20 protein-coding genes are annotated in these 20480 nt (G+C 66.5%); 7 read left to right on the plus strand and 13 right to left on the minus strand.

The genetic code is table 11. From position 1 onward, the window contains the following. Positions 1-211 precede the first annotated feature (211 nt). From MC380_RS03215 to purB, 4 genes are all read right to left on the minus strand, one after another. Positions 212-1180, minus strand: a complete 969-nt coding sequence (locus MC380_RS03215) for a GNAT family N-acetyltransferase (RefSeq protein WP_242163013.1) — start codon at positions 1178-1180, stop codon at positions 212-214. Positions 1181-1269: 89 nt separating this feature from the next. Next, entirely contained in the window at positions 1270-2421 is a 1152-nt protein-coding gene (locus tag MC380_RS03220) for a cupin domain-containing protein (protein ID WP_242163042.1), read from the minus strand. Between the two features lie 131 nt (positions 2422-2552). Beyond that, positions 2553-2951 (minus strand): VOC family protein, encoded by a 399-nt coding sequence (locus MC380_RS03225; RefSeq protein WP_242104086.1) that lies wholly within the window; start codon positions 2949-2951, stop codon positions 2553-2555. 7 nt (positions 2952-2958) lie between these two features. Further along, a complete protein-coding gene (gene purB, locus MC380_RS03230) occupies positions 2959-4335 on the minus strand; it encodes an adenylosuccinate lyase (protein WP_242163015.1) in 1377 nt (458 codons plus the stop codon). A gap of 164 nt (positions 4336-4499) precedes the next feature. Between purB and MC380_RS03235 the strand changes: the two genes are divergently transcribed. After that, the gene (locus MC380_RS03235) at positions 4500-5870 is read left to right on the plus strand and encodes a class II fumarate hydratase (RefSeq protein ID WP_242163044.1); all 1371 of its coding nucleotides are present in this window, start codon (positions 4500-4502) and stop codon (positions 5868-5870) included. 42 nt (positions 5871-5912) lie between these two features. Here MC380_RS03235 and MC380_RS03240 read toward each other — a convergent pair whose 3' ends face one another. The 6 genes from MC380_RS03240 to MC380_RS03265 form a co-directional block, all read right to left on the minus strand. Continuing rightward, entirely contained in the window at positions 5913-6749 is an 837-nt protein-coding gene (locus MC380_RS03240) for a YggN family protein (protein ID WP_242104084.1), read from the minus strand. After that, complete coding sequence (locus MC380_RS03245; RefSeq protein WP_242104083.1) at positions 6746-7618, minus strand: DUF5694 domain-containing protein; 873 nt, start codon at positions 7616-7618, stop codon at positions 6746-6748. Before MC380_RS03245 ends, MC380_RS03240 begins: the two co-directional genes overlap by 4 nt. 174 nt (positions 7619-7792) lie before the next feature. Further along, positions 7793-8881, minus strand: coding sequence for an ABC-2 transporter permease (locus MC380_RS03250; RefSeq protein ID WP_242104082.1), 1089 nt, complete (start codon positions 8879-8881; stop codon positions 7793-7795). After that, positions 8878-9744, minus strand: a complete 867-nt coding sequence (locus MC380_RS03255) for an ABC transporter ATP-binding protein (RefSeq protein ID WP_242104173.1) — start codon at positions 9742-9744, stop codon at positions 8878-8880. The genes MC380_RS03250 and MC380_RS03255 overlap by 4 nt, the downstream gene beginning before the upstream one ends. An 8-nt stretch (positions 9745-9752) precedes the next feature. Next, on the minus strand, positions 9753-10124 hold the full coding sequence (locus tag MC380_RS03260; RefSeq protein ID WP_242104081.1) for a GntR family transcriptional regulator: 372 nt from the start codon (positions 10122-10124) through the stop codon (positions 9753-9755). A gap of 4 nt (positions 10125-10128) precedes the next feature. Continuing rightward, positions 10129-10467, minus strand: coding sequence for a hypothetical protein (locus MC380_RS03265; protein ID WP_242104080.1), 339 nt, complete (start codon positions 10465-10467; stop codon positions 10129-10131). 158 nt (positions 10468-10625) lie between these two features. Here MC380_RS03265 and MC380_RS03270 point away from each other — a divergent pair, with 158 nt between their 5' ends. From MC380_RS03270 to MC380_RS03295, 6 genes are all read left to right on the plus strand, one after another. After that, entirely contained in the window at positions 10626-11168 is a 543-nt protein-coding gene (locus MC380_RS03270; RefSeq protein ID WP_242104079.1) for a glutathione peroxidase, read from the plus strand. A 91-nt stretch (positions 11169-11259) separates the two neighbouring features. Further along, positions 11260-12225 carry an FKBP-type peptidyl-prolyl cis-trans isomerase gene (locus tag MC380_RS03275; RefSeq protein ID WP_242104078.1) on the plus strand — a complete coding sequence of 322 codons (966 nt, stop codon included), beginning with the start codon at positions 11260-11262 and terminating at the stop codon, positions 12223-12225. Between the two features lie 91 nt (positions 12226-12316). Next, positions 12317-13117: an FKBP-type peptidyl-prolyl cis-trans isomerase gene (locus tag MC380_RS03280; RefSeq protein ID WP_242104077.1), complete on the plus strand. Its 801-nt coding sequence runs from the start codon at positions 12317-12319 to the stop codon at positions 13115-13117. A 69-nt stretch (positions 13118-13186) separates the two neighbouring features. Next, entirely contained in the window at positions 13187-14533 is a 1347-nt protein-coding gene (locus MC380_RS03285; protein WP_242104076.1) for a UDP-glucose/GDP-mannose dehydrogenase family protein, read from the plus strand. A gap of 2 nt (positions 14534-14535) precedes the next feature. Next, a complete protein-coding gene (locus tag MC380_RS03290) occupies positions 14536-14751 on the plus strand; it encodes a SlyX family protein (RefSeq protein ID WP_242104075.1) in 216 nt (71 codons plus the stop codon). Between the two features lie 21 nt (positions 14752-14772). Continuing rightward, positions 14773-15384: a DUF2058 family protein gene (locus MC380_RS03295; RefSeq protein WP_242163018.1), complete on the plus strand. Its 612-nt coding sequence runs from the start codon at positions 14773-14775 to the stop codon at positions 15382-15384. A 129-nt stretch (positions 15385-15513) separates the two neighbouring features. On the opposite strand, the gene metH is transcribed toward MC380_RS03295, so the two are convergent. The 3 genes from metH to MC380_RS03310 form a co-directional block, all read right to left on the minus strand. Then, complete coding sequence (metH, locus tag MC380_RS03300) at positions 15514-18204, minus strand: methionine synthase (protein WP_242104073.1); 2691 nt, start codon at positions 18202-18204, stop codon at positions 15514-15516. Between the two features lie 142 nt (positions 18205-18346). After that, the gene (locus MC380_RS03305) at positions 18347-19447 is read right to left on the minus strand and encodes a homocysteine S-methyltransferase family protein (protein ID WP_242163020.1); all 1101 of its coding nucleotides are present in this window, start codon (positions 19445-19447) and stop codon (positions 18347-18349) included. Continuing rightward, complete coding sequence (locus MC380_RS03310) at positions 19444-20373, minus strand: metalloregulator ArsR/SmtB family transcription factor (protein ID WP_242104071.1); 930 nt, start codon at positions 20371-20373, stop codon at positions 19444-19446. The genes MC380_RS03305 and MC380_RS03310 overlap by 4 nt, the downstream gene beginning before the upstream one ends. Positions 20374-20480: the final 107 nt, after the last annotated feature.

The raw sequence follows: 20480 nt of genomic DNA on the forward strand, positions 1-20480 counted from the left end.
GCGGCTTGGTCGGCGTGCGGCGGGGAGGCGGTCGAATGCAAGTAGTTGATTCGACGGGATTATTGCGGTCGCGCAAACGACGACGCGCAAGGTTCGAAATTATACCCGGAGGCCTTGTCGCAGCGCATCATTGTTGTGATGTACGTGCGGCCGTCGTGGCGCTGGCGCAAGTCCGGGCGCCCGGTCGGCCTGCAGATCGATGGGCGAGCGGCTACAGGCCCAGCGCGCGCAGTTCGGAACAGGGACGTGCACGCTCCCAGACACGGCCGAATTCCTCGCGCAGCTGACGCGCACGGCCGGGCGCATCCAGATCGGCCTCGCCGTCGAAGCGGTGGCCAAGGCCGCGGAAGTAGTAGCCGCCGCCATCGTTGGCGACGAAGGCCGAGGCGTACGCGCGGTCGACGGGATCGTCCACCTCGCGCAGCAGCACCACGCTGGACAGGCGCTGGGCCAGGCCGAGCAGGGGTGCATGCGCGCGCTGGGGCGTGGCGGCGTCCTGCAGCAGGATCCGCACTTCGATCCCACCGCCGCGCGTTGCAAGGCTGCGCAAGGCCTCGACCACCTCGATCGCGTCGAACAGCCCGGGATCCAGGGCCCGGGTGTAGATGCATAGCCGCCGGTGCGCCCGATGGGCCAGGGCTGTGACGATGGCCACCGCCGCGTCGCGGGTTGCGATGGCGCTGGCGCCGTCCAGCTTGCGGCGCATTGGCTGGTGTTCGATCCCGGCTTCCATGAAACGCGCGCCCACCGGCAGGTATCCAAGGCGGCTGTAGAACGTGATCGCCGACGCCTGCGCGTTGAGGCTGAGCTCGAGCCAGCCGCGTTCGCGCGCGAGTCCGGTCAGCGCCTCGAGCATGGCCTCGCCGACACCACGGCCTCGCCACGCCGCGAGTACCGCCATGCGACCGATCCGCGGCGCCGGATCCAGCGATGCTGTCATGGCTTCGGCATCGGCTTCATCGCCGCTGCCCACCGCGACGAACGGCGGGACCAAGCGGGCGGCGCCGATCGGGATGCCCTCGACATCGCGGGCCAGGACGTGCAGGCAGGCGGGATCGGCGCGATCGCGTTCGAGTTCGGGAGGCACCGCCTGTTCGCGCACGAACACCGCCTCGCGTACCGCATGCAGGTCTGGGCCCGCGCTCGCGTAGTCCACGGCTTCGACGCTGAAATCGCGCATGCCCCCACTGTAGGAGCGCCTCTCAGGCGCGACAAGTGGATCAAATCCGGTTGCGTCCGGGGAGGCGCAGCTACAGGTCCAGTCGGCGCTCAGTCGGCTTCGGGCAGCACCAGGGCGTAGTGGCCTTCGCCCAGCAGCGCCTGGACCACGTCGCAGCCGGCATCCGACAGCGCGACGTACGTGTCGCGGTCCAGCGAATCGGCAGCGGCGATCCGCTGCGCGTCGCGCACCGGCAGCGCGAAATCCTGTCCGGCGGCGTACAGGCGCGCCTGCTTGCCGCTGCGTCGCCAGGCCATCCGCGTCCATGGGTGCCGATGCAGGACGGCCCCTTGCTGCAGGTCCCATTCGATTTCGATGCGCGAACGCGTCTCCTGCGGCGGCGCGGCCTCGCCTGCGCTCCGGTAGAGGGTGATGAACCGGCCGAACCAGTCGCCCAGGCGCTCGGGGTCGTTCATGCGCAACACATTCAGGGCTTCGATCGCGCGCTCCATCGCCGCGGCATCGATCTCGTTCGTGTCCTTTGGCGGCGCGAGGTCAGGATCGCGATAGCGCTGCGCCTCGTCGGCCTCGCCGGCCAACGTGTCCACGAAATCGCCCAGCAATTCCGCCGCGCTCGGCGCCCGCATGCCGATGGAATAGGTGAGGCAGGCGTCCTCGGCCACGCCGTGATGCGGCACGCCAGGCGGCAGGTACAGCATGTCGCCCGGGCCGAGCACCCATTCGTGGTCGGGAGTAAAGCGCTGCAGCAGCCTGAGCTCCACGTCGAGGCGGAAATGCACCGGCGGTGCGATTCCAGTCGTTGCTGCACGGTTGTCGATCTGCCAACGGCGATGCCCCAGGCCCTGCAGCAGGAACACGTCGTACTGGTCGACATGGGCCCCCACCGATCCGCCCGGTGCGGCGAAGCTGATCATGACGTCGTCGATGCGCCAGCGCGGCAGGAAGTCGAAGCGGTCGAGCAAGGCGCGCACGTCGGCATCCCATTTGTCCACGTCCTGCACCAGCAGGGTCCAGTCGTGGTGCGGCATGGCCGGGAACATTTCCTCCGGGAACGGCCCGTGTCGCAGCATCCATTTGTCGTGTTCGGGCTCGTGGGCCACGATCCGCGCCAGCACGCCGTCCTCGCAGGCCAGCCCTGCCAGGTCTTCCGGGGAGAGCGGGGATTCAAAGCCCGGGAAAGCGTTGCGGATCAGCAACGGTCGCTTCTGCCAGTACTCGCGCAGGAAATCCGCCGCTGGCATGCCGAGCGGCGATGCATGGGATCCCTGGACTTCGATCGGCACGTCGACGCGGGAGGCGTGCGATGGGCCTTCCCGATCCGCCGACCCGACCGTTTTTCCCGCACGCGGCCCCACGCTGGCGGAGCGTCTGCTCATGTCGCGATGGCGTCGTAACCGACGTCGCTGAATTCGATCAGGCACCAGCCGTGGCCGAACGGATCCGCCAGTTGCACGATGCGCCCCCAGCCTGCTTCGCGGGTGGCGCCTTCCTGCAGCGCGCCCGCGGCGATCGCGCGGGCAAGGGCGTCGTCCAGGTCTTCGACCACCACGTCGCCGTGCACCGGCGTCCAGTGGCGGGCGTAGTCGCGCTGCGCGTCCGCGGCACCGGTCGAACCGGCGGGCTTGTGCAGCAGGTAGACCGGCGCGGTGCCGCCGAGCAGTTCGACCGCATCGTCGCCGAAGCGGCGGCCCACCGTCAGCGCGAAGGCGGCGCAGTAGAACGTTTCCGCCGTGGCGATGTCGGGTACGTCGATGTTGAGCAGCAGCTGCATGGCGTGCTCAGATGCCGCCCGCCAGCCGCCCGGCCAGGCCGGTGTAGCTGCCTGGCGTCATGTCGAGCAGGCGCTGTTTCGCATCGGCCGGCAGATCCAGCGAGCCGATGAACGCGCGCATCGATGCCTCGTCGATGCCTTGCCCGCGGGTCAGAGCCTTGAGCTGCTCGTACGGGCTGGGCAGGCCATAACGGCGCATCACCGTCTGCACCGCCTCGGCCAGCACTTCCCAGCTGGCGTCGAGGTCGGCGGCCAGGCGCTCGGGGTTGACGCTGAGCTTGTCCAGGCCGCGCATCAATGCATCGAAGCCGATCAGCGCATGGCCGAACGCGGTGCCGAGCGCGCGCAACACGGTGGAGTCGGTGAGATCGCGCTGCCAGCGGCTGACCGGCAGCTTGGCGGCGAAATGTTCGAACAGCGCATTGCCGACGCCGAAATTGCCTTCCGCGTTCTCGAAATCTATCGGGTTGACCTTGTGCGGCATGGTCGAGCTGCCGACTTCGCCGGCCTTGACCGCCTGCCTGAAATAGCCGAGCGAAATGTAGCCCCAGACGTCGCGGCACAGGTCGATGCAGATCGTGGAGATGCGTTTCATCGCGTCGCAGGTCTCGGCGATGCCGTCGTGCGGTTCGATCTGGGTGGTGTACGGCTGCCAGGACAGGCCCAGCGATTCGACAAATCGCCGTGAAAATGCCGGCCAGTCGATTTCCGGATAAGCGGCGACGTGTGCGTTGTAGTTGCCGACAGCGCCGTTGATTTTGCCCGGCATCGGCAGCCTGGCCAGCACCTCGCGCTGTCGTGCCAGGCGCGCGACGACGTTCGCCAGCTCCTTGCCGACGGTGGTCGGCGAGGCCGTCTGACCATGGGTGCGGGCCAGCATCGGCAGATCCGCGTGCGCATGCGCCATCTCGCGCAGTTTCGCGACCAAGCCGTCGATCGCGGGCAGCAGCACGTCCGCGCGCGCCCGCGCCAGCATCAGCGCGTAGCTGAGGTTGTTGATGTCCTCGCTGGTGCAGGCGAAATGCACGAATTCCAGCGACGGGCCGAGTTCGGCATCGTCGGCCAGGCGTTCCTTGATGAAGTATTCGACCGCCTTGACGTCATGGTTGGTGGTGCGTTCGATCGCCTTCACGCGCGCCGCGTCGGCGACCGAGAAGGTCCCGGCCAACTCGCGCAGCCGCGCTGCCTGCGCACCGGTGAGCGACGCGAGCTCGGCGATTCCGGCCTCGTCCGCCAGCGCCAGCAGCCATTCGATCTCCACGCGTACGCGCGCGGCGATCAGCCCGTATTCGGAGAAGATCGGACGCAGCGCGTCGACCTTGCCCGCATAACGGCCATCGAGCGGGGACAGGGCGAGCAGCTGGGTTTCGATATCGGCGGGCATGGCAGGGATTGCGGGGCGGAAGCGGCAATTCTACCGGCGTATGCTGGCGTGGTCGTCCTCCAGGAAGCGTATCGATGGCGCAGCGCAAGCCCCGATCTTCCAAGGCCCGGTCTTCCCAGGCCAGCTCGTCCCGAATTCCCGACGACAGGATCGAGCACGACAGCATGGGCGAACTGCGGGTGCCCGGCGACGCGCTGTGGGGCGCGCAGACCCAGCGTGCGGTGCAGAACTTCCCCATTTCCGGGCGCCCGATGCCGCGCGGCTTCATCCGGGCGCTGGGCCTGGTCAAGGCCGCGGCGGCACAGGTCAACGCGCAGCTCGGCCATCTGCCGAAAGGCCGCGCCGCATCCATCCGCGCCGCTGCCCTGGAAGTGGCCGAAGGTCGCCACGACGCACAGTTCCCGATCGACATCTACCAGACCGGTTCGGGCACCTCGAGCAACATGAACGCCAACGAGGTCATCGCGGCGCTGGCTTCGCGTCTGGCCAAAGGGGTGCATCCCAACGATCACGTCAACATGGGCCAGAGTTCCAACGACGTGGTGCCCACCGCGATCCGGGTATCGGCGCAATTGGGCGTGCTCGAGGACCTGGCACCCGCGCTGCGGCACCTGCGCAGGACGATCGACCGTCGCGCCCGCGGATTCACCCGCGCGGTCAAGACCGGCCGCACTCATCTGATGGATGCGATGCCGTTGACCTTTGCGCAGGAACTGGGTGCGTGGTCGTCGCAACTGGTCTCGGCGGAGGCCCGTTTCTCCGACACCCTCAAGCGCGTGCGACGCCTGCCGATCGGCGGGACCGCCATCGGCACCGGCATCAATGCCGACCGGCGATTCGGAAATGCGATGTCGAAAGCGCTCACCACCCTGACCAAAACCCGGTTCGAGTCCGCCGCCGACAAGTTCGAGGGCCTGGCCGCGCAGGATGATCTGGTCGAACTGTCGGGGCAGTTGAACGCGCTCGCAGTGGCGTTGATGAAGATCGCGAACGACCTGCGCTGGATGAACTCAGGGCCGCTGGCAGGTCTGGGCGAGATCGAGCTGCCGGCGTTGCAGCCCGGCAGCTCGATCATGCCGGGCAAGGTCAATCCGGTCATTCCCGAGGCGACCTGCATGGTCTGTGCCCAGGTCATGGGCCACCACCAGGCCATCTCCATCGCCGGCCAGAGCGGAAATTTCCAGCTCAACGTGATGCTACCGCTGATCGCCGCCAACCTGCTGGATTCGATCGGCCTGCTGTCGAACGTGATGCGCCTGCTGGCGGACTCGGCGATCGCAGGCCTGCGATTGCGCAACGACGTAGTGCTGGCCGCGCTCGATCGAAATCCGATCCTGGTGACGGCGCTCAATCCGGTGATCGGTTACGAGAAGGCTGCGGCCATCGCCAAGCGTGCCTACAAGGAAGCGCGCCCGGTTTTCGACGTGGCGCTCGAGGACAGCGGCCTGACTGCAGCGGAACTGCGCAAGCTGCTCGATCCGGCCGCATTGACCCGCGGCGGCATTCACGGCAAACCGGCGGGCGGCGCGGGGTAGAACTGGCGGCGCTCGACGGCTTGCGGGATCGGTTCGTCGCGGTTACTGCCGGGTTTCGTTCTCGATGGACGCTTCCTCGGCTTCGGCGGCTGCATCCATCCCGGTATCGTCCCTGACCGCGCCGGACCCCTGGGCAGCGGCCTGGATCGACTCGCGTATGCGGGTGCGGATTTCCTCGCGGGTCTGGCGCTGGACCTGTGTGCGCGCCTGCGCGATGTTGGTGTCTTCGTCGTCGTAGCAGTCGTCGATGTCGTCCTGATCCATGGTCGCGTACGGCCTGAATTCCGGCATCTCCGCCGCCAGCGCGGTCTGGGTCTCGAGCATCGCCGGCAGCTGGTCGCACAGCTTCCTCGCGGACAGTTTGATCTGCTCCGCCTCGGCCTCGACCCGCTGTTCCACGTCTTCCGGATTGCCGCTGAAGATCCCCTTGATCGCCTCGGTCGCGGCCTTGACGCCGAGTTCGGCGCCCTGGACGCCAATATCCATGCCGGCCCCGGCGACAGCTTCTATCTGCTTGCGGTACTCCAGCAGCAAGGCGTGCTGTTGCGCATTCGCCTCGATCCTGCGGCCATCGATCAGCAGGTCGCCCTGCGGCGTGATCTCCGCTTTGGGGCGGCCGTCGTTCGGATCCTCGTCGGTGGTGACGGTGATGCCATTGTGGTGGCCGGAGACATGGAAGTCGGTAAGGCTGATGTTCTCGGTCGCCAGCTTGGCGCGCGCCTTGTCCATGGCCTTTTCCACGCTGCGGCCGATCACCGTTTCGGGTACCGGCTTCGCCGCATTGGCCGAGGGTGCCGGTGGTGGCGTGCTGCTGCGTTCGTCGCAGGCGCCGAGCAGGGGCAGGGCGGCGGCGAAGGCGACGATGGCGAATGCTTTCATGGCAGGCTCCGTGAGCTGGTGTGCGTTGTGCTGTCTGCAGGATCGCCGGAAAGCCAGGCCAATGGGTCGTGGACCCGGTAGACGCCAGAATCCGCGGCCAGTTGGCGCAGGTGGTTTCCGTGTCCGGCACCGTAGATGACCAGGATGCGGTCGCCCGGCTCGGTCCGGCGTGCGATGTTGTTGAAGATCATCAGGTTGCGGCCGTACCAGAGCTGCACCCAGTTGGCGCCGATCGGGTCCTGCGGCGTGCCGAGCATCCCGATCCGGTAATAGGCGCGGCCGTTGGCTTCAAGCCAGGTCGGCGAGTTCAGGCGCTCAAGCATGTCCAGCACGGTCCCCTGTTCCAGCGTCCGCTGGTCCTGGGCATTGGTCGCCGCGCCGATGGCGAGATGTTCCTGGTACGTCTGCTGCTGTCCGTGCCGTTCGACCGCCTTGAGATAGTTGATGCTGTCTTCGTCCCTGATCGGCCCCAGGTCATTCCAGTCGACGGCGACAACACCCGCCAGCCGCATGTCGCAGGCGATCCGGAACCCCAGCTGCTCGACTTCGTTGCGGGTCAGCGCGCGAGATCCGCCGCATGACTGGTCGAATCGCTGCTGCAGCTCGCCTTGCTTCGCGGTGTCCACCTCGACCATTACCTTGGTCGGTTTGTAGGCTTCGAGCATGCGGGCCACCTCGCGGATTTCGCCCTGCCGCCGTTCCGAGGTCACATCGTCGGCCTGCATGTTGTGCACGTCCTGGCCCGGGTTGCCCATGTGATAGCTGCCGACGAACAGGAATTCGGCATCGGGAGCGGCCTCCGCAGCAAGGGCCGTGGAGGCTGCCGTGAGCGCGATCGCGGCGAGTATCGTCTGGAGGACTGATCGCATCATTTCGGTTCTGTCTTCCCTGTTCAATTGATGGGTGTCCGGTCGTTTGAAGGTCGCCACTTCCACGGCTCTTCGCTGTCATCCATGGCGAGCCACATTCGTTTCGGATCCGGCCCAACCGTCCCTGGCCGGGCGCAGCAGACGCCATTCACGGCATCCGCTGGTCGCGCTCCCTCACCCCTCGTCGCGCCAGCGGCGCAGGCGGATGGCGGCGAAGATCATGACCGCGGCGGCGGCCACGCCCACCCAGATTTCCGGTCGCAGGAAGGCGGCGTACGCGGTCTGCACCGACAGCATCTGGTCGATGTTTTCCATGCCATCGTTAGAGAACTCCAAGGTGTCGCCGCGGTAGAACAGGTCGCTGCCGGGGACCACGCTGAACAGCAGGCGGCCGAACACGTGCTTCCAGAACCAGCCCGTGTCCAGGTTGAACAATCGCATCAGGTCGAACCAGGAGACGAAGATGCTCGCGAACAGCGGGATCATCACCGCCCACAGGAATGGCTTGCTGCGGGCCCAGGCCGAGCACAGCAGCAGCCAGCCGATCGTCGGCAGCGCCCAGACCGCATACACGGGTAGGGTGGCGGCCAGCTGCGCAGCGAGCTTGAGCGGGCTGGCCGGTCCCCACACCAGCGTGACCGGATTGCCGCCGTGCACCAGGACCACGCCGCTCAAGACCACCAGGAAACCGAACATCGTGATCAGCCCGGCGACGATCGCCAGCAGCGGCGCGACCACCGCGGCACTCGCCACCTTGGACAGCACGGTGTCGCGGTCGGACACTGGCAGCGATTTCCAGAACAGCACGCTGCGATCCTTGCGATCGTCATAGAGCGCGCCCAGGCAGTAGAAGAACACCACGAAGGCGAGCACGATCAGGGGCCAGCTCGTGGCCATGAACAGCGCGAGATCCAGGCCTTTGCCCAGTTCGGCCAGGTCCTTGGGCGACATCTTGTCCGTCATCTGCCCCAGGTCGAGGCCGGCGATCTGGAAGCTGCCGCCGTCGAGATTGACCTCGGCGTGGTCGGGAATCCGGCTTTTGGCCACCTCCCCCACGGCGATACCCATCAGCGCCAGCAGCAGGAAGATGCCTCCGGCCACCAGCGGCGCCCAGAAGAAGCCGCCCTTGTGCTCCCAGAACTCGCGTTGCAGCAGGCGCTTGAACACGTGGGTGCGGTGTGCGGGTGCGAAGGTCGCCCGCGGCGCGCCGTCATCGGGCATGCCGTCGGCCGCGCCCATTTCGTTTCGGATCGTGGCGTTCATGCGTAGGTTCCCTTCATCGTGGCGACGAACAGGTCGGCCAGGCCGGGTGTGCGGGTTTCGCCGTAGGCGGAGAGCTGCGACTGTGGCGGGCCGTCGAACAGCATCACGGTCTTGCCGAAGGGCAGGGCGCGCTCGTCGATCGGCTTGAGCGCGCGCGCGGCATCCAGATGGGCGCCCTCCACCAGGACCTCGGTGAAGCGCTCGCCGACCACTTCCATCGGCGCATCCAGCACTACCTTGCCGTCGCGGATGAACATCACATCGGTGAGGATGTGCTCGACCTCTTCCACCTGGTGGGTGGTGATGAGAATGGTCTTCTGGTCGTCGAAATAGTCCTCCAGCAAACGCTGGTAGAACTGCTTGCGGTAGAGGATGTCCAGTCCCAGGGTCGGTTCGTCCAGCACCAGCAGCTTGGCGTCGATCGCCATCACCAGGGCAAGATGCAGCTGCACGATCATGCCCTTGGACAGTTCGCGTACGCGCATCTGCGGCTTGAGCTGGGTATTGGCCAGGAAGCGGTCGCAGCGGGCGTGGTCGAAGCGCGGATGCACCCCTGCGACGAACTCGATCGCCTCACGCACCCGGATCCAGCGCGGCAGCACCGCCACGTCGGCGATGAAGCAGACATCGTTCATCAGCTCGTCGCGCTGGGTCCGCGGATCGCGGCCGAGGACGTTGAGTTCGCCCTCGAACGGGATCAGGCCGAGGATCGCCTTGAGCGCTGTGGTCTTGCCCGCGCCGTTGGGGCCGATCAGGCCGACGATGCGCCCGGGCTGGATGGTGAACCGGGTCGAATCCAGTGCAAGCTTGTTCTTGTAGGCCTTGCGCAGGCCGCTGGCGGTGACGATGGCGCCGCCGTTCATGGGCATGCTCATTTCGTGCTCCACTTGCTGTTCGGATCCAGAAGTTCGGCCGGGCTCAGGCCCAGGCGCGAGATGCGCTCGAGCACCAGCGGCCATTCCTCGCGCAGGAAGCGTTCGCGCTCGTTGCCGAGCAGCTTCTTCGATGCTTCATCGGTTACGTACATCCCCAGTCCCCTACGTTTTTCGACGAGTGCTTCGTCCGCGAGCTCCTGATAGGCGCGCGAGACGGTGATCGGATTGAGCTGATATTCGGCGGCCACCTGGCGCACGGACGGCAGGGCGTCGCCGGGCTTGAGCACGCCATCGAGCATCATCGCGATGACGCGCTCCTTCAGCTGGCGGTAGATCGGAGCGCCATCGCTCCATTGGATCGCGGTCATGAGGTCAGCTCCGCGCTGCGAACGAGAAATAGGGCATCGCCAGGGTCTGGCGGCTGCGGCGGGTTGGCTTGAGCGGTTTGCGCGGTTCGGCGGCGGCGCCGGCTTCGAGGTCCTTGACCGCCGACTCCACCGTGATTTCGAGGGCATCCCCGGTTGCCTGGACCGCCACCTCGGTCCCGGGCACGGTGGCCGTGGTCGCCTCCACTTGGGTCCGGACTACACCAGCCGGAGCGGAGGGCAGGGGACGGACGGCCATCAGGCCGAACGCCGTGACGGTGGCGACAGCCAACAAGCCCATGAGGCTGTTGTGAAGCTTGTGCCGGGTACGGGCCAGGGCGTTCATGGCGTGTTCCTTGACTGGTGTTGTATTAAACTATAACACCAAAACACAGGCAGTCAAGCGGGGCGGTGAACAATTCCGCCCAACTAAAGTCATACTTGCCTTATAGTTGACTGATACGGGAAGAAATGCATTTTAAATCAATGATTTGCGTCGCATTGATGAGCTTGGCGGCGCTGCCCGCCCTGGCTGGCGAGGCGTTGCTGGATCACGATTTCCGGCCGCTCGCGGGGAAAGCGCCGGTCAATCTGCGCCAGACCTACGCCGGCAACGTGCTGCTGGTGGTCAATACCGCGAGCAAATGCGGCTTCACGCCGCAGTTCGAGGGTCTCGAGGCGCTGCATGCGAAGTACGGTGGCAAGGGATTCGCCGTGCTCGGTTTCCCGTCCGGCGACTTCAAGAGCCAGGAGTTCGAGGACGAGAAACAGATCCAGCAGTTCTGCACGCTCACCTACGGGGTCAAATTCCCGATGTTCGAGAAGGTGCATGTGGTGGGCAAACAGGCCACGCCGCTGTATCGCGATCTCGCCGAGGCCAGCGGACAGGAGCCGCAGTGGAACTTCCACAAGTATCTGATCGGCCGCGACGGACGGTTGATCGCCGGCTACGGCAGCAAGACCGCGCCGGACGATCCCGCGCTGGTGGCCGCAATCGAAGCTGCGCTGCAGGCGCCACATCCGCAGGCACCAGCTCCGGCCCGCTGAGGCGGAGATTGCCGCTGCAACCTGCAGCCGCGAGAATACGCAGCTGATCGCGTCGCCTCGTGCGATGCGCCACACCTTTATGGAGTTGTCGATGAAGTCATACATGCGCGGTCTGGTTGCGCTCGCGATGGGCCTGGCCGCGGCGTTCGGCGCTGCGGCGCAAAGCCCGGCACCGGCTCGACCGGGGGACAAGGCCGAACTCGCCAGCGAACGCGACAAGGTGAGCTACATGGTCGGAATGGATGTCGGGCGTTCGATCGAGCCGGTCAAGGGCGACATCGACCTGACGGCGTTCGAGCGTGCGGTGCGCAACGCGTTCGATGGCGGCAAACCGCTGCTCGACGAGGCCCAGACCCGTCAGGTGGGGCAGGCGCTGATGCAGACGATTGCCGCGCGGCGCGGACAGACGCCGCCCGGTCAGGCGCCCGGCACCCCGGTGGCCGCGCCGGCCAAGGACAAGGTCGGCCTGCTGGTGGGCGCGGACGTCGGACGCTCGCTGGCACCGATCGCCGACGAGATCGATTTCGCGGTCTTCATGCAGGCGCTGCGCTCGACTTTGGCCGGCGGCAAGCCGCTGCTTGGCGACGAGGAGGCCAATGCGACCCGTGCGGCGTTCTCGCAGCGGATCCAGGGCAAGCTGCAGGCCCAGGCCGCGGCGCTGGGCGAGAAGAACAAGGCCGAAGGCACGACGTTCCTGACCGGGAACAAGGCCGTCAAGGGCGTTTTCACCACGCCTTCGGGTCTGCAGTACATGGTGCTGCGCCAGGGCACCGGCCCACGGCCCAAGCCCGGCGACAACGTGCGCGTGAACTATCGCGGCACGCTGCTGGACGGCACCGTGTTCGACAGTTCCTACGATCGCGGCCAGCCGGCGGAATTTCCGCTCGGCGGGGTGATCGCGGGCTGGCAGGAAGGCCTGGCGTTGATGCCCGTCGGCGCGAAGTACCGTTTCTGGATCCCCGGCGAGCTGGGCTATGGTGCACAGGGATCGCCCGGTGGTCCGATCGGCCCGAACGCCGTGCTCGTGTTCGACGTGGAACTCATGGGCATTCTGTAACGCCCACCCCTGCGCAGGGCCGCGTTCAGCGGCCCGCCTGCACCCTGCGATTCTGCGGCCCTGGCGGCCGCCAACCGGAGTCAATATCGCGATGAATTCACCACTGCGCATGCGTACCGCCATTCTGGCGCTCGCCACGTTCGCCTTCCTGGCGGCCTGCAACAAGGCGGCCGACAAGCCGGCCGAGCCCGCCGCCGACAAGGCACAGGCTGCCGACGGAAAGGACGACGGGGCGCTCAAGATTGCCGGCCTGCCCACGGACAAGGAGCAGGCCAGCTACATGATCGGCATGCGGATGGCCAAGCAGCTCGAGCCGCTCAAGGACGACGTCAGCGTCGACACCATCGCCCGCGCGATCAAGTCCTCGCTGGCCGGTGAAAAGCTGCTGATGACCGAGGAGCAGGCCAGCCAGGTCGAGATCGCCTTCGGCGAGAAGATGCGCGCCAAGCAGATCGCCGAAATGATGGCCAAGGGTCGCAAGAACGCAGAGGCCGGAACGAAGTTCCTGGCCGAGAATGCGAAGAAGCCGGGGGTGAAGACCACGGCTTCGGGCCTGCAGTACCAGGTCATCACCGAAGGCAAGGGCGCCAAGCCGAAGGAAAGCGACGTGGTGAGCGTGCAGTACAAGGGCACCGAGCTCGACGGCAAGGTCTTCGACAGCTCCTACGATCGCGGCGAACCGGCCATGATTCCGTTGGCGCAGGTGGTCCCGGGCTGGCGCGAGGGCATTCTGCTGATGCCGGTTGGCAGCAAGTACAAGCTATGGATTCCGTCCAAGCTGGGCTACGGAGAGAACCCGCCGCCGGGCGCGCCGTTCGGCCCGAACGCGACGCTCGCGTTCGAAGTGGAACTGCTCGACATCGTCAAGCAGCCGCCTTCGGCGGCGCAGTAAGCGATCCGGAAGATCCAGTGCGTTCCGGCGCCGGTTCCGTCCGGCGCCTCGTTTTGAGGAAAGATGCAGATGCGAGTCACTATCTTCGGCACCGGCTATGTCGGTCTGGTCACCGGCACCTGCCTTGCGGAAGTGGGACACGATGTCGTGTGCGTCGACATCGACCAGGCGAAGGTGGACGGCCTCAACCGCGGGATCCTGCCGATCTATGAGCCTGGGCTGGAACCGCTGGTCAAGTCCAACCATGCCACGGGCAAATTGCGTTTCACGACCGACGCGCCCGCTGCCGTCGCCTATGCGGAGACCATCTTCATCGCAGTCGGCACGCCGCCCGACGAAGACGGCAGCGCGGACCTGCAGTACGTACTCGCGGTGGCGCAAACCATCGGCGAACACCTCGAACGCCATGCGGTGGTGGTCGACAAATCCACGGTGCCGGTGGGGACCGCGGACAAGGTGCGCGCGCAGATCGCGGGCGTCCTGCAACGGCGCGGCGTGCAGGTAGGTTTCGACGTCGTGTCCAATCCCGAATTCCTCAAGGAAGGCGCCGCGGTCGAAGACTGCATGCGTCCGGACCGGATCGTCATCGGCGCCGACAGCCCGCGCGCGGTCGAGCAGCTCAAGCGCCTGTATGCCCCGTTCAACCGCAATCACGATCGGATCGTGGTGATGGACGTGCGCTCGGCCGAGCTGACCAAGTACGCGGCCAATGCAATGCTTGCGACCAAGATCAGTTTCATGAACGAGATCGCGAACATCGCCGAGAAGGTCGGTGCGGACATCGAGCATGTGCGCCATGGCATCGGTTCGGATCCGCGCATCGGCTGGCATTTCATCTATCCCGGCGCGGGCTACGGCGGCTCGTGCTTCCCCAAGGACGTGCAGGCGCTGGCGCGCACCGCGCAGCAGAACGGCTACCGCGCCGAACTGCTCGACGCGGTGGAAGCGGTCAACGATCGGCAGAAGAGCCACCTGTTCGAGCTGATGGTCCGGCACTACGGCGGCGAGGCGGCCCTGAGAGGCAAGACCTTCGCGCTCTGGGGCCTGGCATTCAAGCCGAACACCGACGACATGCGCGAGGCTTCCAGCCGCCGGCTGCTGGAGCAGCTATGGGCCGCCGGCGCAACGGTGCGCGCCTTCGATCCGGAAGCGATGCACGAGACCACGCGCATCTACGGCGAGCGCAGCGACCTGGCCCTGTGCAAGAGCGGATCCGAGGCGCTGGACGGCGCCGATGCGCTGCTGGTGGTGACGGAATGGAAGCAGTTCCGCAGTCCCGATTTCCTGGCGCTGAAGACGCGGCTCGCCGACGCGGCGATTTTCGACGGACGCAATCTTTACGATCCGGCCGAAGTCGAAGCCGCGGGCCTCGCCTATTGGGGCATCGGCCGCGGTCGGTCCATCGCGATCGCTTGAGCATGACAACGGATCTGGAAACACGGATCACCGAACTGGAAACGCGGCTCGCGTTCCAGGAACAGGCACTGCAGGAGCTGAGCGATGCGCTGGCGGTGGCGCGCAGCGAAGCCGAGCACAGCGCGTCGCTGCTGCGCAGGGTGCTGTCGGAACTGGCTCACGGGCGTGGTGGGGTGGGCGGCGACCCCGCCGATGAACCCCCGCCTCCTCATTACTGATCTGACGACGCCGGCACCACGATGAGCGACTCGCTGCGCGATCAACTGCTCGGGCTCGGCTTCAAGCCTGCCCCCAAACCTGCGAAACCTGCATCCAGGCCTGGGCCAAAGCACCCGCGTGACGAGGACAGGCGGCGCCAGGGAAAGCCGGGCAAGCCGAATTCCGCAGGCACGTCCGCGGGAAAGCCGCGAGCGCCGGCGAAAACCAGCGAGATGGACTTGGCCAAGGCCTACGCGATCCGTGCGCAGCAGGAGAAGCAGGAACGCATCGAGGCCGAGCGCCAGAAGCAGGAAGCTGCGCGCCTGCGTCGCGAAGCCAAGGCGCGCCTGGCCGAGCTGCTGAAGGACAAGGCGCTGAACGTGGCCGAAGCCGAGATCGCGCGCCATTTTCCCTACGGCGGCAAGATCAAGCGGGTGTACGTGACCCCGGAACAGCTCATCCGGCTCAATGCCGGTGAACTGGGGGTGCTGCAACTCGACGGTCGTTATCTGCTGGTGACCGCGGAAGTCCTGGCCCAGGCCGAAACGATCTTTCCGGCAGCGGTGGCGCTGCGGGTCGATCCGGACGCTCCAGCATCCGACGATCCGTATGCCAACCCGAAATACCAGGTACCCGACGACCTGGTGTGGTGAGGGCATCGGAGGCCGGCGCGCGCCGGCGCCTTATCGCGGAATCACGTTGATCGCGCCGCGATCGCCTCCCGCTCACCGCATTGCCCAACGCGCCGCAGCGCGCTACGGGGCTGCAACTGCCAGCTGTCCTTATTCCGGGTCGTAATCCAGGTTCGACGCCAGCCAGCGCTCGGCCTTGGCGACCGGCACGCCCTTGCGCCGTGCGTAGTCCTCGACCTGCTCCTTCGAGACCCGGCCGACCACGAAGTACTGGCTCTGCGGGTGACTGAAGTAGTAGCCCGAGACGGCAGCCGTGGGCAGCATGGCGAAGCTTTCGGTTAACGTCATGCCTGCATTGCCGCCGGCATCGAGCAGTCGGAACAGCGTGGCCTTCTCGCTGTGTTCGGGGCAGGCCGGATAACCCGGGGCGGGGCGGATCCCGGCATACCTCTCTGCGATCAGGGCCTCGTTGTCCAGCGTTTCGTCCACGGCATAGCCCCAGAACTCCTTGCGCACGCGCTGGTGCAGGCGCTCGGCCAGCGCTTCGGCCAGGCGGTCGGCCAGCGCCTTGAGCAGGATCGCGTTGTAGTCGTCGTGGTCGGCTTCGAAACGTGCGACGTGGGCGTCGATGCCGATTCCGGCGGTCACCGCAAACCCGCCGATCCAGTCCTGCGTGCCGGACGTTTGCGGGGCGATGAAATCCGCGAGACAGAAGTCCGGCCGGTCGGCGGGTTTGTCGACCTGCTGGCGCAGGAAATGCAGGGTCGTGGTTTCTCCGTCGCCGGACGACAACACGACGTCGTCGCCGACGCTGTGCGCCGGCCACAGGCCGAACACCGCCTTCGCCCGCAGCCATCGTTCCGCGATGATCCGGTCGAGCATCGCCTTGGCATCGTCGAACAACTCCCGGGCCTGCGGCCCGACGACCGCATCGTCCAGGATCGCCGGGTATTTCCCGGCCAGTTCCCAGGCATTGAAGAAAGGCGACCAGTCGATGTACGGACGCAGTTCGTCCAGCGGATAGTCATCGAACACATGCAGTCCGGGCTGGTTCGGTACCGGCGGGACGTAGTCGTCCCAGCCGCCGTCGAAGCGTTGGTTGCGCGCCTTCTCCAGACTGACCAGCCGCTTGCCTTCGCCGCGATTCCTGTGCCGCTCGCGGATCTCGGCGTAATCGGCCTCGTTGGCGGCGACAAACTTGCCGCGCATGTCCACGCTCACCAGCGACTGCGCCACGCCGACCGCGCGCGAGGCGTCCTTGACCCACACGGTCGGCGATGAGTAGTGCGGCGAGATCTTCAGCGCGGTATGCGCGCGCGACGTGGTCGCGCCGCCGATCAGCAGCGGTTGCGAGAAGCCCTGCCGCTTCATCTCGCGCGCGACATGGCTCATCTCCTCCAGCGAGGGCGTGATCAGCCCGGACAGGCCGATGATGTCGGCCGAGACTTCCCTGGCCTTGTCCAGAATGGTCTGCGCCGGGACCATCACGCCGAGATCGATCACCTCGAAGTTGTTGCACGCCAGCACCACGCCGACGATGTTCTTGCCGATATCGTGCACGTCGCCCTTGACCGTCGCCATGACGATCCGGCCGTTGTTCTTGGCGGTGTCGCCGGTACGCAGCTTCTCGGCTTCGATGAAGGGCAGCAGGTAGGCCACCGCCTTCTTCATCACCCGCGCGGACTTGACCACCTGCGGCAGGAACATCTTGCCGGCGCCGAACAGATCGCCGACCACGTTCATCCCGTCCATCAACGGGCCTTCGATCACGTCCAGGGGGCGGGTCGCCTGCGCGCGCGCCTCCTCGGTGTCGGCGTCGATGTACTGGTCGATGCCGTGCACCAGCGAGTGCGAGAGCCGCTCGCGCACCGGCTTCTCGCGCCAGGCGAGATCCTCGACCCGCTTCTCGCCCTTTTTCCCCTTGAACCTGTCGGCGATCTCCAGCAGCCGTTCGGTCCCGTCCTTGCGCCGGTTGAGCACCACATCCTCGACCCGCTCGCGCAGCTCGGGATCCAGGTCGTCGTACAGCGGCAGCGCGCCGGCGTTGACGATGCCCATGTCCATGCCCGCCCGGATGGCGTGGTACAGGAACACCACATGGATCGCCTGCCGGACTGGTTCGTTGCCCCGGAACGAGAAGCTCACATTCGACACGCCGCCAGAAACGTGGCTGTAGGGGAAGCGGCGCTTGAGCTCCCGGGTCGCCTCGATGAACGCCACCGCGTAATCGTCGTGCTCCTCGATGCCGGTGGCGATCGCGAACACGTTGGGATCGAAGATGATGTCCTCGGGCGGGAAGCCGATTTCGCCGGTGAGCAGCCGGTAGGCGCGCGAGCAGATCTCGACCTTGCGCTCGACCGTGTCCGCCTGGCCGGCTTCGTCGAATGCCATCACCACCACCGCCGCGCCATAGCGGCGCACCAGCCGCGCCTGGCGCAGGAACTCGGCTTCGCCTTCCTTCATCGAGATCGAATTGACGATGCCCTTGCCCTGCAGGCACTTCAGGCCGGCTTCGATCACGCTCCACTTCGAGGAATCCACCATCACCGGGATACGGGCGATGTCGGGTTCGGCGGCGATCAGGTTCAGGTAATCGACCATCGCCCGTTCCGAATCGAGCATGCCCTCGTCCATGTTGACGTCGAGCACCTGGGCGCCGTTCTCCACCTGCTGGCGCGCGACCACGATGGCCTCGTCGAAGCGACCCTCCAGGATCAGCTTCTTGAATTGCGCGCTGCCGGTGACGTTGGTGCGCTCACCGATGTTGATGAAGTTGGATTCCGGCGTAATCTGCAGCGGTTCCAGGCCGGAGAGGCGGGTCTGGCGGGGGAGTGCGGTCATTTCAGCGTTGGGTTCCATTCGTCCTGGGCGTAGGGCCGAACGGCCGGAGTCGAAGGGCGTGTTTCGCGAAGGGCGTCCTTCGACTTCTGCGCTGCGCGCATACGCTCAGGACGAACGACATCAGCGGGCACCTGAGAGGGAATCAGGCGGCGGCTTCCAGTTGCGGCAACTGCCGCGGAGGGACGCCCCGCACCGCCTCGGCGATCGCGCGGATGTGGTCGGGCGTGGTGCCGCAGCAGCCGCCGACCAGATTGAGCAATCCGGCCTCGGCGAATTCCTGCAGTACCTCCGCCATGTCGTCGGGCGTCTCGTCGTAGCCGCCGAAGGCATTGGGCAGGCCTGCGTTGGGATGGGTGCTCACATAGGTATCGGCTACCTGCGCGAGCACATCCACATGCGCGCGCAGGTCCTTGGCGCCGAGCGCGCAGTTGAGCCCGATCGATAGCGGGCGCGCGTGGCGCAACGAGTACCAGAACGCCTCCGCGGTCTGGCCCGACAGCGTGCGCCCGGAGGCATCGGTGATGGTCCCGGAAATCAGGACCGGCAGGCGCGCACCGCGGGCGTCGAACTCTTCTTCGATCGCGAACAGCGCGGCCTTGGCATTGAGGGTGTCGAAGATGGTTTCGACCATCAGCACGTCGCTGCCGCCGTCGATCAGACCGCGCGTGGCCTCGCGGTAGGCTTCGGCCAGTTCGTCGAAGCTGGTGGCGCGGAATCCGGGGCGGTTCACGTCCGGGCTGAGCGACGCGGTGCGGCTGGTCGGGCCCAGCACGCCGATCACGAACCGCGGCTTAGCCGGGTCCTTCGCCTCGGCTTCGTCGCAGGCCGCGCGCGCGAGCGCCGCGCCTTCCCGGTTCAACTCATACACCAGGTGTTGCAGGCGATAGTCCGCAAGCGAGATCGAGGTCGAATTGAAGGTATTGGTTTCGATCAGGTCGGCGCCGGCCTGGAGGTAGTCCGCATGGATGCTGCGGATGATGTCGGGGCGGGTCAGGGTGAGCAGGTCGTTGTTGCCGCGCTGGTCGTGCGCTTCGCAACCGCAGCCGTCGCCGTGGGCATGGCCGTCGGCGGCGAATAAGGCATCGTAGCCGCGGGCGAAGCGCTCGCCCCGGTAATCGGCTTCCTGCAGCTCGTGGCGCTGGATCATGGTGCCCATGGCGCCGTCGATGACCAGGATGCGCTGGGCGAGGGCAGCCTCGAGCTTGGCGACGCGTTCGGGATGGAGCCAGGGAAGCTGTTTCATGGTTTGACTCCGATCAGCGAGATCACTTCGAAATGCGGTGGGCGTTTTTCGCGAGTGACGGTCTCGCATGAGGCCACGCGCAGGCCGCTTTTCTCCATGAAGCGCCGCATCTCCTTGGGCGTGAATCCAAGATTCACATGGCCATAGGCCTGCACCACAACCTTGTGTTCGTGCCGGGCCAGGCTGCTCAGGAGCAGCCGGCCGCCAGGCCGCAACACGCGCGCCGCTTCGGAGACGGCCTGGGCGGGCCGCGCCGCGTAGGTCAACGCGTGCATCAGCACGACCAGGTCGAAACTGGCTGCCTCGAAGGGCAGGGCATGCATGTCCCCCTCGCGCACCTCGACATTGCGATGCCCGCGCAGACGCTCGCTGGCGGCGGCGACCACGCGCGCGCTGGTATCGACGCAGACATAACGTCCCGAATGCGGGGCCAGCAGCTCGGCCAGCACGCCATCGCCCGATGCGATATCCAGGACATCGCCCGGTTCGAGCAGGGGCAGGGCGGTACGCGCGAGCGCCTCCCAGGTGCGGCCGGGGGAATAGTGCCGCTCCATGTCGCCGGCCACGCTGTCGGCCCAGTTGGCGTCCGCGGCGCGCGCGGCCAGCACCGCCGGCACGCGCTCGGCGTCCTGGCGCAGTAGTGGATCGTCGCTGCCTACGCTCAGGGCCTGCCAGAGCGCACGCTGGGCGGGGTCGAGCGCCGCTTCGTCGAAGCGGTAATAGGCGGAGACGCCGGAACGCCGGTCGCGCACCAGCCCGGCTTCCTTCAGCCGGGCCAGATGGGTCGATACCCGCGGCTGCGCCAGCCGGGTGATCGCCGACAGTTCGGCGACGGTCAGCTCCTCCCCCTCCAGCAGCGCGAGCAACCGCACCCGGGTCGCGTCGGCGAAGGTCTTGAGCACCCCCGACCAGCCCTCCAGGTCCATAGATATCTTCCTATCGCGATATAAGGATGAATGCTATGCCGGTGCGGCGCGAGCGTCAAGAAAGGGCCGGAGCAGGGCACACGCCAGGCGCGCGCAAAGGGCCAATT

Source organism: Lysobacter sp. M15, from assembly GCF_022662515.1.
Taxonomy (GTDB): domain Bacteria; phylum Pseudomonadota; class Gammaproteobacteria; order Xanthomonadales; family Xanthomonadaceae; genus JAKPBU01.

Bases quoted from the DNA above. Each gene is read 5' to 3' on its own strand.
- MC380_RS03215 (WP_242163013.1), bottom strand. From the start codon at position 1,180: ATGCGCGATTTCAGCGTCGAAGCCGTGGACTACGCGAGCGCGGGCCCA.
- MC380_RS03220 (WP_242163042.1), bottom strand. From the start codon at position 2,421: ATGCCAGCGGCGGATTTCCTGCGCGAGTACTGGCAGAAGCGACCGTTG.
- MC380_RS03225 (WP_242104086.1), bottom strand. From the start codon at position 2,951: ATGCAGCTGCTGCTCAACATCGACGTACCCGACATCGCCACGGCGGAA.
- purB (WP_242163015.1), bottom strand. From the start codon at position 4,335: ATGCCCGCCGATATCGAAACCCAGCTGCTCGCCCTGTCCCCGCTCGAT.
- MC380_RS03235 (WP_242163044.1), top strand. From the start codon at position 4,500: ATGGGCGAACTGCGGGTGCCCGGCGACGCGCTGTGGGGCGCGCAGACC.
- MC380_RS03240 (WP_242104084.1), bottom strand. From the start codon at position 6,749: ATGAAAGCATTCGCCATCGTCGCCTTCGCCGCCGCCCTGCCCCTGCTC.
- MC380_RS03245 (WP_242104083.1), bottom strand. From the start codon at position 7,618: ATGCGATCAGTCCTCCAGACGATACTCGCCGCGATCGCGCTCACGGCA.
- MC380_RS03250 (WP_242104082.1), bottom strand. From the start codon at position 8,881: ATGAACGCCACGATCCGAAACGAAATGGGCGCGGCCGACGGCATGCCC.
- MC380_RS03255 (WP_242104173.1), bottom strand. From the start codon at position 9,744: ATGAACGGCGGCGCCATCGTCACCGCCAGCGGCCTGCGCAAGGCCTAC.
- MC380_RS03260 (WP_242104081.1), bottom strand. From the start codon at position 10,124: ATGACCGCGATCCAATGGAGCGATGGCGCTCCGATCTACCGCCAGCTG.
- MC380_RS03265 (WP_242104080.1), bottom strand. From the start codon at position 10,467: ATGAACGCCCTGGCCCGTACCCGGCACAAGCTTCACAACAGCCTCATG.
- MC380_RS03270 (WP_242104079.1), top strand. From the start codon at position 10,626: ATGAGCTTGGCGGCGCTGCCCGCCCTGGCTGGCGAGGCGTTGCTGGAT.
- MC380_RS03275 (WP_242104078.1), top strand. From the start codon at position 11,260: ATGAAGTCATACATGCGCGGTCTGGTTGCGCTCGCGATGGGCCTGGCC.
- MC380_RS03280 (WP_242104077.1), top strand. From the start codon at position 12,317: ATGAATTCACCACTGCGCATGCGTACCGCCATTCTGGCGCTCGCCACG.
- MC380_RS03285 (WP_242104076.1), top strand. From the start codon at position 13,187: ATGCGAGTCACTATCTTCGGCACCGGCTATGTCGGTCTGGTCACCGGC.
- MC380_RS03290 (WP_242104075.1), top strand. From the start codon at position 14,536: ATGACAACGGATCTGGAAACACGGATCACCGAACTGGAAACGCGGCTC.
- MC380_RS03295 (WP_242163018.1), top strand. From the start codon at position 14,773: ATGAGCGACTCGCTGCGCGATCAACTGCTCGGGCTCGGCTTCAAGCCT.
- metH (WP_242104073.1), bottom strand. From the start codon at position 18,204: ATGACCGCACTCCCCCGCCAGACCCGCCTCTCCGGCCTGGAACCGCTG.
- MC380_RS03305 (WP_242163020.1), bottom strand. From the start codon at position 19,447: ATGAAACAGCTTCCCTGGCTCCATCCCGAACGCGTCGCCAAGCTCGAG.
- MC380_RS03310 (WP_242104071.1), bottom strand. From the start codon at position 20,373: ATGGACCTGGAGGGCTGGTCGGGGGTGCTCAAGACCTTCGCCGACGCG.